This window comes from Leclercia sp. Marseille-Q4284 (assembly GCF_916618945.1).
Classification (GTDB): domain Bacteria; phylum Pseudomonadota; class Gammaproteobacteria; order Enterobacterales; family Enterobacteriaceae; genus Enterobacter; species Enterobacter tamurae.
The window spans coordinates 2101447-2113631 of the sequence record NZ_CAKAKG010000001.1; the positions used below are offsets into that span (position 1 = coordinate 2101447).

General features: G+C 58.0%; 12 protein-coding genes. 2 read left to right on the plus strand and 10 right to left on the minus strand.

What is annotated here, in order from left to right:
- Positions 1 to 22: 22 nt before the first annotated feature.
- The 3 genes from chbC to osmE all read right to left on the minus strand — a co-directional run bounded on the left by chbC (position 23) and on the right by osmE (position 2398).
- Entirely contained in the window at positions 23 to 1381 is a 1359-nt protein-coding gene (chbC, locus tag LG383_RS09860; protein ID WP_106993617.1) for a PTS N,N'-diacetylchitobiose transporter subunit IIC, read from the minus strand.
- 84 nt (positions 1382 to 1465) lie between these two features.
- Positions 1466 to 1783, minus strand: a complete 318-nt coding sequence (chbB, locus tag LG383_RS09865; protein ID WP_106993616.1) for a PTS N,N'-diacetylchitobiose transporter subunit IIB — start codon at positions 1781 to 1783, stop codon at positions 1466 to 1468.
- Positions 1784 to 2056: 273 nt separating this feature from the next.
- Complete coding sequence (gene osmE, locus LG383_RS09870; protein WP_106993615.1) at positions 2057 to 2398, minus strand: osmotically-inducible lipoprotein OsmE; 342 nt, start codon at positions 2396 to 2398, stop codon at positions 2057 to 2059.
- 231 nt (positions 2399 to 2629) lie between these two features.
- Here osmE and nadE point away from each other — a divergent pair, with 231 nt between their 5' ends.
- Positions 2630 to 3457, plus strand: coding sequence for an ammonia-dependent NAD(+) synthetase (nadE, locus tag LG383_RS09875; protein ID WP_142489164.1), 828 nt, complete (start codon positions 2630 to 2632; stop codon positions 3455 to 3457).
- A gap of 85 nt (positions 3458 to 3542) precedes the next feature.
- Positions 3543 to 4430, plus strand: a complete 888-nt coding sequence (cho, locus tag LG383_RS09880) for an excinuclease Cho (protein WP_166182222.1) — start codon at positions 3543 to 3545, stop codon at positions 4428 to 4430.
- Here cho and ves read toward each other — a convergent pair.
- The 7 genes from ves to LG383_RS09915 form a co-directional block, all read right to left on the minus strand.
- A complete protein-coding gene (gene ves, locus LG383_RS09885) occupies positions 4399 to 4956 on the minus strand; it encodes an environmental stress-induced protein Ves (protein ID WP_106993612.1) in 558 nt (185 codons plus the stop codon). The two genes, cho and ves, sit on opposite strands and share 32 nt — an antisense overlap.
- A 296-nt stretch (positions 4957 to 5252) precedes the next feature.
- Entirely contained in the window at positions 5253 to 5741 is a 489-nt protein-coding gene (gene spy / locus LG383_RS09890) for an ATP-independent periplasmic protein-refolding chaperone Spy (protein ID WP_106993611.1), read from the minus strand.
- Between the two features lie 339 nt (positions 5742 to 6080).
- Complete coding sequence (gene astE, locus LG383_RS09895) at positions 6081 to 7046, minus strand: succinylglutamate desuccinylase (RefSeq protein ID WP_225759008.1); 966 nt, start codon at positions 7044 to 7046, stop codon at positions 6081 to 6083.
- Between the two features lie 10 nt (positions 7047 to 7056).
- Complete coding sequence (gene astB / locus LG383_RS09900; RefSeq protein ID WP_225759009.1) at positions 7057 to 8382, minus strand: N-succinylarginine dihydrolase; 1326 nt, start codon at positions 8380 to 8382, stop codon at positions 7057 to 7059.
- Positions 8369 to 9856, minus strand: a complete 1488-nt coding sequence (gene astD / locus LG383_RS09905; protein ID WP_225759010.1) for a succinylglutamate-semialdehyde dehydrogenase — start codon at positions 9854 to 9856, stop codon at positions 8369 to 8371. Before astD ends, astB begins: the two co-directional genes overlap by 14 nt.
- Positions 9853 to 10887 carry an arginine N-succinyltransferase gene (astA, locus tag LG383_RS09910; protein WP_225759011.1) on the minus strand — a complete coding sequence of 345 codons (1035 nt, stop codon included), beginning with the start codon at positions 10885 to 10887 and terminating at the stop codon, positions 9853 to 9855. Before astA ends, astD begins: the two co-directional genes overlap by 4 nt.
- Positions 10884 to 12104 (minus strand): aspartate aminotransferase family protein, encoded by a 1221-nt coding sequence (locus tag LG383_RS09915; RefSeq protein WP_225759012.1) that lies wholly within the window; start codon positions 12102 to 12104, stop codon positions 10884 to 10886. Before LG383_RS09915 ends, astA begins: the two co-directional genes overlap by 4 nt.
- Positions 12105 to 12185 lie beyond the last annotated feature (81 nt).

Genomic DNA, 12185 nt, shown 5'->3' on the forward strand with positions numbered 1-12185 from the left:
GGTTGCCCCGCGTCATACGACATCAGAATTTCAGTGCGAGGGCGATCTCTTCTTCGCTCTCTTCTTCATCGATAGTGGTCTGGGCCTTGTTGGCGATGGCAACGAACGGCATGTAGAGCAGGGTTGCCACCCCAAGGTTAAATATCGCCAGCAGGAAGGCCGCTACGCTGCCGTTGGTGTTGAAGAAGGCTCCCAGGCCAGCGGGCATGGTCCACGGCGCGATGTTGGTTACCGGTGGGATAATCCCCAGGTAGTAGGCGGTCAGGGTAATAGCGGCCAGCAATGGCTGCACCAGGATGAACGGAATGAACATCACCGGGTTCATGATAATCGGCAGACCGAAGAGGATAGGCTCGTTAATCTGGAAGATGCCTGATGGCAGCGCCAGCTTGGCCACCTGACGGTGATCCGCCCGACGGGAGGTGATAAACACCGCGATGATCAGACCCAGCGTCGCCCCGGTACCGCCCAGGAAGATATAGGAGTCGAGCATCGGTTTGGCCCACACGTGGAAGGTTTTACCGGCCGCCAGCGCCGCGTCAACGGAGCCGTACTGCTGATAAAGTGCCACGTTTTCCAGCGCCCACGGGGTCATGATGCCGCTGTCCAGCGCTGCCAGCGCCAGCGAGCCGTGCACACCGAAGAACCACAGCAGAGAGGTGAAAATCACGTAAGCCCAGCCCACGACGCCACCCATGGAGGCCAGCGGTGTAGAGATGGTGTCCATGATGATCTGGTGGAAGTTGGTGCCCCAGTGAGAAAGCGCCCAGGCGAGAGTCCCCATGATGGAGAGGATAATGAAGCCTGGGATCAGCGCCGAGAAGGAGCGGGACACTGATTCTGGCACGCTGTCAGGTAAACGAATCACCCAGTTGCGACGAATAATAAAGGTAAACATCTCCGCCACGACCAGGCCGATCACGATACCGGAGATGATGTTTGCCCCGCCCAGCCAGTTGGCCCCAACCGCGTAGGCTTCACCAACGCTGTAAGGGGTCACGGTCATAAAGGCCGCGACAGATAATAAACCGGCGGCCAGCGAGTCGACTTTACGCTCTTCTGCCAGCGCCATCCCAATAAAGAAAGGTGCCATCAGCGACATGATACCCAGCGTACCGTTGTATACATTGCCGCCGATGGCCTTGAAACCATTTAACGTTTCAATAGTTGAGGGATCTAAACGCACACCTAATGAATAGAAGAAGGAACCATCACCGAAGCTAAGAAAAACGTTATTAATTAAAACGAACATGGCCCCGGCCAGGGTTAACGGCATTACCTTAATAAAACCGTTTTTAATGGCGTTGACATGCGGTTGCTTTCCTATTTTAACTGCAAAAGGAAGGAGTACCTTTTCAAGCGCAGCAATAAATCTACTCATAGAAAATGCCCTTAAATGCCGCAATAATATTGCGGCGTAAGTGTGTGTGAAATTGCTCTTTGACGGGAAAAATAAAAAAATAAATTAATTAGCAGCTTTTTTAATCGCCGCTACAGCAGCTTTAAGAACACCCAAACCATCCACTTTGCCATACAGCGCAGAGTCGATCACTTCCACCGGTTTATTCGGTAACAGACGTTGAATTTCCGGCAACATATAGGCAATTTGCGGCCCTAACAGCACCACATCCGCATTGATACCCTTCTCACCTGCCAGGGTTTCCGGGAAGGCTTCGATCACAACGGGTACTTCGTACTTTTCTGCCTGCGCGCGCATCTTAGACACCAGCAGTGACGTTGACATGCCCGCTGAGCAAAACAGATAGATATATTTCTTTTCCATAGCAATTTCCCTCTTATGTGCTCACCGCTTGCGCCGCGATATCCCCGCCTTGACCGACCGGAATCCCTCGCTGGCGTATCTGATAGATGGAGTATACGGCAACTGATTTCCCAGGGATAATTCGAAAGGGAGCGCAATTGTCTCTCCTTGACCTGTCGTTATGACACTCTTCACATTTTAGGTAAATAATTCGCGGTGAGAATTAAGATGGGTGGTGACGTAAAAAAACCGGCCTGCTGGCCGGTTTGTCTCTTTGCTCAGGAAAAGGTGTTATCAGGCCTTAGGTGCCTGCGGATCAGTATCGTATTCCGCACAGGTCTGGTAGCCGGAGTTAATTACGTGGCCAGTATCGTCGAGGGCCACAAAGTAAGTTTCTGTTTTACCATCGCGTTGACCCAGGATATAGGTCTGGCAAGTACCACGGGCGTGGATCATCGTCACCTCAGATGACGGCTTACCGGCAAGCTGCTGTACCTGTGCACGGCTCATGCCTTTTTTAACGTCTTTTACGACAGGCTCTTTAAACTGGTCCGTCGTACGGTCATACGCAGTACACCCTGCCAGTAAAGTCATTACAGCCGCTGCGCCTAACATTCCTGCTAAATTCTTGTTCATATTCCGTCCTCTTGTTTATCAGCGTGTTAAGTAAGCCTGGAATAGAAAACCATATTTTTCAACCCTAAGCGTGACGGCAAAGTTTTTTCGGAAAATTCCTGTAAAACAAGCATAAGCTGCTAAATCGGCCTGGTTCGCCCAATTCAAATCTGTGATCCTTGTCGTTTTCCGCATGACGAGTTAGCTTTAACAGAACATTCATCAGGCAAATTTGTGTAACGGAGGGGCTAAATGGCTCTGCAACAAGAAATTATCCAGGCGCTGGGTGCCAAACCCACCATCAATGCGGAAGAAGAGATCCGCCGCAGCGTGGATTTTTTGAAATCCTATTTAACCCGCTTCCCGTTTCTGAAGACGCTGGTGCTGGGCATCAGCGGCGGTCAGGACTCCACTCTCGCCGGGAAGCTCGCCCAGATGGCCATCAGCGAACTGCGTGCCGAAACGGGTAACGAATCCCTGCAGTTTATCGCGGTGCGCCTGCCCTTTGGCGTGCAGTTCGACGAACAGGATTGCCAGGATGCCCTCGAGTTTATTCAGGCGGATCGCGTCCTGACCGTGAACATTAAAGAAGCGGTGCTGGCCAGCGAAAAAGCGTTGCGCGACGCGGGCATTGAGCTGAGTGACTTCGTGCGCGGCAACGAAAAGGCCCGCGAGCGGATGAAAGCCCAGTACAGCATCGCCGGGATGACCAGCGGCGTGGTGGTGGGCACTGACCATGCGGCAGAGGCACTGACCGGGTTCTTCACCAAATATGGCGATGGCGGCACCGACATTAACCCGCTGTTCCGTCTCAACAAGCGCCAGGGCAAACAGCTGCTGGCCGCGCTGGGCTGCCCGGAGCATCTGTATAAGAAAGCCCCGACTGCGGATCTGGAAGACGATCGCCCTTCCCTGCCGGATGAAGCCGCGCTGGGCGTGACCTATGAAAACATTGACGATTATCTGGAAGGCAAGACGCTGGACGAAGGCACCGCCCGCATTATTGAAGGCTGGTATCTGAAGACCGAACACAAACGTCGCCCGCCGATCACGGTATTCGACGACTTCTGGAAACAATAATTCTGACGGGGCGGCATCTGCCGCCTCTTTTTTAACCACACCGCAGCTGCTACACTGTATGCCTGAACAGTATCAGGAGTACGTTGTGAGCAGGCGTCAATCGGCACCGCGGCTTGAATTCGAAGCAGCCGCTATCTATGAATATCCCGAACATCTGCGTCCGTGGCTTGAGGCACTGCCTAAGCAGCCTGGCGTCTATTTCTTTCATGGCGACAGCGATGCCATGCCCCTTTATATCGGCAAAAGCGTCAATATTCGCAGCCGGGTCCTGTCGCATCTGCGCACCCCGGACGAGGCCGCCATGCTGCGCCAGTCCCGGCGTATTACATGGATCCAGACCGCAGGTGAACTGGGCGCTCTGCTGCTTGAGGCGCGTTTAATTAAAGAGCAGCAGCCGCTGTTCAATAAACGCTTACGCCGCAATCGCCAGCTCTGCTCCCTGCAGATCACCGAGGGCAAACCGCAGATCGTCTATGCCCGCGAGGTCGATTTTTCGCACACCCCGAATCTGTTTGGCCTCTTCGCCAACCGCCGGGCTGCGCTGCAAACCCTGCAGACGCTGGCCGACGAGCGGCAGCTCTGTTATGGCCTGCTGGGGCTGGAGTCGTTAACTCTCGGGCGGGGTTGTTTCCGTTCCGCCCTGAAGCGTTGCGCGGGGGCATGCTGCGGGAAAGAGAGCGTGGAGGATCATCAGCAGCGATTAGTCGAGGGGTTGCAGGCCATTGGGGTTACCTGCTGGCCGTGGGACAGTGCCGTGGCGCTGAAAGAGTCGCGCCCGGACATGACCCACTACCATATCATTCACAACTGGCTATGGCTGGGCGCGGTCGACAGCCTGGACGAGGCGGCGGACCTGCTACGCACGCCCGCCGGTTTTGATCAGGATGGGTATAAAATTCTCTGTAAGCCGCTGCTGACCGGCAACTATGAGATCATTCCCCTCAGTGTCCCGGAAGCCAGAAAATCTCGCTGAACAGCAATGTTCCCTCTTCCTTCAGCAGCCGCAGCGTATGGTCGCCCTCATGCCACCATGCGCCCTGATCGGCGGTGAGTAGCTTCTCGCCCAGCTGCCACGCGCCGCTCAGCACAAACACCACCCCGCCGCGTGATGCAAAGGTAGTGAAGGTGCGATCCGCCACCCGCACCTTCGCCCGGCAGCGGTCCCGGCGGGTCATAATGTTGAAATCCATCGACATTTGCCCCTCCATCAGCTGCGCCTTAACCGGCAGATCGCCGGCAAAGCTGAATGGCTGATGACGCTGCAGCGTATGGGTAAACGCCTTCCCGCCATCCAGATGCACTTCTCCCCCCTCCAGCAGGGTGATCACCCGATCGATGCCGGGGGAGACCGAAAAGTCGCCGTTGCTGGCCAGAGAGGCGATACTGGCACGCCAGTTAAATTCCCGGGTTGCAGGGGGAAAACAACATATTTCGCGCGTCTCCCCGGCCCCGTTGCGCCAGAGGCTGATCGGCATTTTGCGGATATCAAAGAATTCCATCACCACTCCAGATGGCGCAATAGGCGCCAGAGCGTCCCGCACAGGGCGGTCGCGTGTTGTTTGTTATCGTTAGATCATCACTGTGTAGTATCGGCAGATGTGCACCACGGCCTTAGCCTGACGACGAAAAAATCCGTAACGCCAGACATTTCAAACACATTGTGCAAATCAATAACAGGAGAATACCGGGATGGCGGCGGCTGGCAAGAGGCGGGAAAAGAAAAAACCGCCGGACCTGTCCACAGCGTATTCGCTTGGGTGAACAGGACTCCGGCGGTCTTGAATGGCTTAACCGATTATTCGGCTGGTGGGGTCATTTTACCTTCCGGCGCGGAACGTTCTGTCAGACGCTTCTCAAAATTGGCATCAAACTGCTTTTTCTGTTCCGGGGTCAGAATGTTGTAAATTTTGTTCTGGGTTTCCATGTGCGCCAGCATGCGGGCCTTGTTCTGCTCAGCCATTTTGTCGACCTGCGCCTGAGCTTTCGCTTTATCGAAGCTGTCGCTGGCGATGATGTCGTGCATTGCACGGCGCTCTTCCACTGGCGGACGCTTCATCTGGTCACGCTGGCTTTTCATGATGTCGCGGATCTGGGTTTTCTGTGCATCCGTCAGGTTCAGATCTTTAAACATCATGTCGTGATGCATACCCGGCTTGCCTTTGTGGTGCATCATTTTGCTTTCGGCCGGCGCTGCGGTGGTGGTAGCGGTATCCGCAGCGAACGCCGCGCCGGTAGCGCCCAGAGCCAGGGTAGAGGCAACAAACAGTGCAGTTAATTTACGCATAATTTTGTCCTTCCTTTTCAGTTATTCTTCGGCGCTATGCCGTGTTGACGATATTCACTTTACGGGGATTATCGTCAATTAATCAGAGCAACAGTAAAACAATGAAAGTGTAAAAAACAAATTATCGTCAAATATGGAGAAAATAAGGATAAAGCGTGGAGAGTTGAAACAAGAATATTCATCTGGCTGATTTTAAAGAGATTATGAAGGAGTATACCGGCAAGAAGATTAATAATAAAGCAAACAGCCAGGAATAATCTGTAATAAAACGCCAGATATTAGAAACGACTGAGAAAATAAACGACCCCACCGCGTTACGCTGATGGGGTCGCAGGGTTTTCAGGTGATTTTTTCCAGCATCAGCCCGGCGCGCAACCCAAAGGCCACGGCGGGATTGGGGAACAGAACATACTCGGTCGGCTTTTGTACCTGGTAGCGTTCATCGCCATCCTCTGCCAGCAACACGCCCTGGCGGAACGGGGTGAAGTTCAGGGTATGCGCCGCCATGTGCAGCACGAAGGCTTCGCTGCGGCGGGTGATCTGCTGCACCACCCGATACTGCTCGACCTGAGCCACGTGCGGCTCTGGTGCCTCACCGCTCAGCAAGGCATACAGCGCTTGATGGGTAGCGGCGAAGCGGGCCAGATCGTTATGGCCGAACGGCAGCGCCTTGCCCAGCTCCAGCGTACAGGCCAGGGCGCCAAAACGTTCGCAGCTGAAATGGGTGAAGGTCCCGCCTGGCGCCTGATGAAAGACCAGCGCCTCCAGGCCGGCATCTCCCAGCCATTGAAGAAAGGCCGCATCCCACGGCTGATTGCGCTGGGGCAGCACGCCAAAACGTTCATGATACGAGGCGCGGATGGCAGTATGCAGATCCAGATGCCAGCGATCGGCCCCCGCCTGCTGGTAAAACGCCGCTACCCGTTCCTCCAGCAACGTCGCCCGGGCGGTCTCGTCGCAGGCCGGAAACTGCGCCCCGCGCCCGCTGAACAGGCGATTGATATCGCAGGTCAGGTAGCGCTTGCCGGCCCTCAGCGCCGGAGGATTACCGAAGATAATCAGCAGACGACAGCGCAGCGTCAGTTCGCCCCGAAACAGCGCCCGCACCAGCAGGTCAACGATCTCTACCGGGGCGGTTTCGTTGCCGTGGATCCCGGCCGACAGCACCAGCGAGCGCGTGCTCGCGACTTCCGGGGTCAGCTCCAGCACACCGCAGGCCAGCCAGCGCCAGTCAAACGACGCCCCTCTGCCCTCAAGGTTGGGAGGCGTCTCGTCGGCCATCGTCAGCGCCAGAAAGTTTTCCATCACGCCTCCTTTATTGCTGGAACGGGTAGACAGACCCGAGCTGCAGAATCTGGCTCAGGGCATCCAGCGCCTCGCGCCCTTCGCGCAACAGCTGCGGATCCACCAGGTCGGCCTGGACCAGACGGTCACGGTAGTAGCGGTCCACCCAGTCATTGAGGGTGTTGAACAGGGTCTCGTTCATCATCACCGCCGGGTTGACCGCCCGCTGCTCCTCAGGGGTCAGCACCACGCGCAGGCGCAGACACGCCGGGCCGCCGCCGTTAGCCATGCTCTCGCGGAGGTCGAATACCCGCAGTTCGCTGATGGGGTTATCCTCCGCCACCAGACCGCTCAGATAGCGCCAGACGCCCGGATGCGCCTGCGACTCCTGGGGCAGGACCAGCATCATGCTGCCGTCGTCCCGGCTCAGCAGCTGGCTGTTAAACAGGTAGGTGGCAACGGCATCCTTAACCGAGACCGCCTCGGTCGGCACCTCGATGGGCATAAAGCCGGGGACGCGATCGCGCAGGGTCTGGAGCAGCGCGGGCTGGTCGACAAATGCCTGCTCGTGGCAGAACAGCACCTGACGGTTCGACACGGCGATGACGTCGTTATGGAATACCCCCTGGTCAATCACCAGCGGGTTTTGCTGGGCGAAGAGGATCTGGCCGGGGTTGACCTGGTTCAGCCGGGCAACCGCCTGGCTCGCGGCCAGGGTCTGTCGGGCCGGGTAGCGGGCCGGCGCCTCATTGCCTCCCTCTTCACGGCCATAGACAAACAGCTGCAGGCCCGGCTCGCCGTAGTCGCCGCCGAGGCGATTATGGTTGGCCGCCCCTTCATCACCGAACATCGCCACCTGCGGCAGCGCCGTATGGACACTGAAGCGGGCCTCGTCGCGGAAAATGGCGCGCAGCACCTTCTCGGTGGTGCCAGCTTCACTGGCACGGTGGAACTTGTTGTTCAGGTTGGCAACGGTGAAATGCACTTTTCCGTCGAGGGTGTCCGCCGACGGGGCCACCGTCGCGGCATTGGCGACCCACATCGAGGAGGCCGAACTGGCGGCAGAGAGCAGCTGCGGCTGCTGGGTGCCCGCTTTCTCCACCACCTGCTCATCGGTGCCGGTAAAGCCGAGCTGGCGCAGCACGCCGACGTTAGGCCGCTCCTGAGGCGGGATCACCGCCTGGGGAAAGCCCGCATCCGCCAGCACCTTCATCTTCAGCAGCCCCTGCTTCGCCGCCAGCCGTGGGTTGGAGATCTGAAAACGGTGTTTGGTCGAGGCCTCATTGCCAAACGACAGCCCGGCATAGTGGTGGGTTAACCCCACCAGCCCGTCAAAATTGACTTCACGCGCTTTCATGACGTTTCCCCTGAATAAAATCGAGGCCCGGGCTCAGTTGCTCCGGCAGGACGATGGCCGGGGTTTCGAGGCTCGCCATGGGCCAGGCGCAGTAATCCGCCGCATACCAGGCGCTGGCGCGATGGTTCCCGGAGGCACCCACTCCACCGAACGGTGCGGTACTGGCCGCGCCGGTAAGCGGTTTGTTCCAGTTAACGATCCCGGCACGCGCCTCCAGCAACAGTTGATCGAATTTCTGGCGATCCGGGGAGATCAGTCCGCACGACAGGCCGTAGCGGGTAGCGTTGGCCATGGCGATGGCCTGGTCGAAATCGTCATAGCGCCAGACGCAGAGCAGCGGGCCAAAGACCTCTTCATCCGGCACATCGCGCACGCCGGTCATCTCGACAATTCCCGGGGTTAATAACGAGGTGCCCGCCCGGACCAGACGCGGATCGAGCAGCGACTTGCCGCCGCGGGCAACGTGCTCCCGCCAGACGTGCCAGACGTTTTTCGCCGCCTGCTCGGAGATCAGCCCGCCGATAAACGGCTGGTCGTTGTCATCCCACGCGCCCGGCAGCAGATGGCCGCTCACCTCCACCAGACGGGCGAGGAAAGCGTCACCTTCGGCACCGTTTTTCACCAGCAGACGTCGGGCGCAGGTGCAGCGCTGTCCGGCGGTGATAAAGGCCGACTGAATGGTCAGGTGGACCGCGGCGTCGATATACGCCGGATCGTCAACGATCAGGGCGTTGTTGCCGCCCATCTCGAGGGCCAGAATTTTCTCCGGCTGTCCGGCCAGCTGTCGGTGCAGCTGATAGCCGGTCCCGGCGCTGCCGGTAAACAGCAGGCCATCGATATCGTTTAGCGCACTCAGCACCTGACCGGTTTCGCGCCCGCCCTGGACGAGATTGAGCACCCCCGGCGGCAGCCCGGCCTGCTCCCACAGTTTGACGACTGCCTCGCCGCTCCACGGCGTCAGCTCGCTCGGCTTGAAGATCACGGTGTTACCCGCCAGCAGCGCCGGCACGATATGGCCGTTCGGCAGATGGCCGGGGAAGTTATAGGGGCCAAATACCGCCAGCACGCCGTGCGGACGGTGGCGCAGGCTGGCGGCCCCGTCGGCCATCTCAGTATGCTGCTCGCCGGTGCGGGTATGGTAAGCCTTCACCGAAATGGCGATTTTATTGATCATCGCGGTAATTTCGGTTGCCGCTTCCCAGCGCGGTTTGCCGGTTTCGCTGGCAATCACGCGAGTCAGTTCCTGCTTGTTGGCCTCCAGCAGGGCAGCAAATTTCTCCACGATGGCCTGACGGGTGCTGAACGGCAGTTTCGCCCAGCCTGGGAAGGCCGCGCGTGCCGCCCGGCAGGCCTGCTCAACCTGTGCGGCGCTGGCGTCAGCACCCTGCCATAACACCTCCTGACCCACCGGATTGTGTTTGGTGCGGGGTTCAGCTTCGCCGGTTACCCAGTCGCCGTTAATCCATAAATTCATGCTTTTTTCTCCTCAGCGCACAGGCGCACCATGCGAATACGATCGCCGGCGCGGCATTTCAGGGCATCCAGTTGGGCTGGGGTCAGCACCAGACGTTCACAATCGGGATCCACGCGGATCAGCGTGGCGCGGAACTGGTCATACTGTTCATTAGCGACCAGACAGGCAGGCCACTCGCCCGGCGCAGGCTGGCCTTCGGCCACCTCCACCAGACGGCTTTTGCGGATCGCCCGCACCCGGTCGATATCGCACTCCAGCGTCGGGCCGCCGTCAAAGATGTCGACATAGTTGCGGTAGCGGAAGCCCTCTTTTTCCAGCACCGCACGCGCCGGGGCGGTTTGCGGATGGACTTCGCCAATCACCGCCTGCGCCTCGGAGCTGAGGAAATGGGTATAGATAGGATGTTTCGGCATCAGCTCGGCAATAAAGGCTTTCTGCCCGGTGCCGCACAGGTAGTCGGCCTTGCTGAACTCCATCGAGAAGAAGCGTTCGCCGAGGCTTTTCCAGAACGGCGAGAAGCCGGTTTCGTCGATCACGCCGCGCATCTCAGCCACCACTTTTTCGTTAAAGCGATCGCGGAAGGCGGCCATAAACAGAAAGCGCGATTTCGAGAGCAGATAGCCGTTGCCCTCTTTGCGCCAGTCGGGATCGAGAAACAGGCTACAGAGTTCGCTGCTGCCGGTGTGATCGTTACTGAGAAACAGCGTCGGCAGCGCGTTGTAAACGTTGAGCTCTTTTGAGGCGTGCACCAGGGTGCCGACACGGTAGTTATACCAGGGATCGTTCAGACCCACCGCCACCTCAATGGCGCAGATCCCGGCCACGGTGCCGGTAGTGGACTCTTCCAGCACAAACACGTAACCCTGTTCGCCTTTCGGCAGCGTCCCTTGCCAGGTCTCCAGCGAGCGCTCGATGCGCGCCGAGAGAGTATGTTCATCAACCGGAAGCGAGGTCAGCCCGCCTCCTGTTTTACCGGCAAGCTGCATGAGGGCGGATAAATCCCCGCGCTCAATGGGACGGATGACCATCATGATGACACCCCGGACTTCACACGTTCACAGGCCAGCGCAAAGCGATCTAACCCGGTCTGCACCTCTTCCTCGCTGACAATCAGCGCAGGCGCAAAGCGCACCACGTTAGCCCCGGCGATCAACACCATCACACCCGCTTTTGCCGCTTCCTGAGAAATAAGTTTAGCTTTTCCGGCGAACTCATCCGTGAGCACGCAGCCAATCAGCAGCCCCAGACCGCGAATTTCTTTGAACAGGCCGGTTTTACCGTTAATGGCCTGCAGGCGTTCGACAAACCACTCATGACGCTGCCTCACGCCGGTCAGCACTTCCGGGGTGTTGATGATATCCAGCACCTGACTTGCCACCGCCGACGCCAGCGGGTTGCCGCCGTAGGTGGTGCCGTGGGTGCCGACGGTCATTACCCGGGCAAATTTGTCGGTGGTCAGCATCGCTCCCACCGGGAAGCCACCGCCGAGCGCCTTGGCGGTGGAGAGCACATCGGGTGTCACGCCGTAGTGCATATAGGCATACAGCTCGCCGGTACGGCCAACGCCGGTCTGGACTTCATCAAAAATCAGCACCGCGTTGTGGCGGTCGCACAGCTCGCGCAGCCCCTGCAGGAAGGCTTTGTCCGCAGGCACTACGCCGCCCTCGCCTTGCATCGGCTCGACGATCACCGCGCAGGTGCTGTCGTCGATCAGCTCGCTGGCCGACTGCAGGTCGTTATAGACCGCGTGGCGGATATCCGGCGGCAGCGGGGCAAAGTCCTGAGAATATGACGGCTGGCCGCCCGCGCTGACGGTAAACAGGGTGCGACCGTGGAAGGCATTTTTGAATGCGACGATGCCGCTTTTCTGGCTACCAAAATTATCGTGGGCATATTTACGCGCCAGCTTCAGCGCTGCTTCGTTAGCTTCAGCCCCGGAGTTACAGAAGAACACTTTTTCGGCAAAGGTGGCGTCGATCAGTTTTTTAGCCAGCCGCAGCACCGGCTCGTTGGTGAAGCCATTCCCGGTATGCCAGAATTTCGCCGCCTGGTCGTTGAGCGCCTGACGCAGCGCCGGATGGGCATGGCCCAGGGCGTTAACCGCAATACCCCCGGCAAAGTCGATATACTCTTTACCCTGTTGATCCCACAGGCGTGAGCCCTCTCCCCGTACCGGAATAAAAGCCGCCGGGGCGTAAACCGGCATCATCCATTCATCAAAGTTTTCACGCGTAATTGACAGAGACATAGCGACCTCATCCGGGTAAATAAAAGGTTGATTAAATGTTAAATATTTTAGTGTTTGCGCTGTAAATGTAGATTGCAGCGA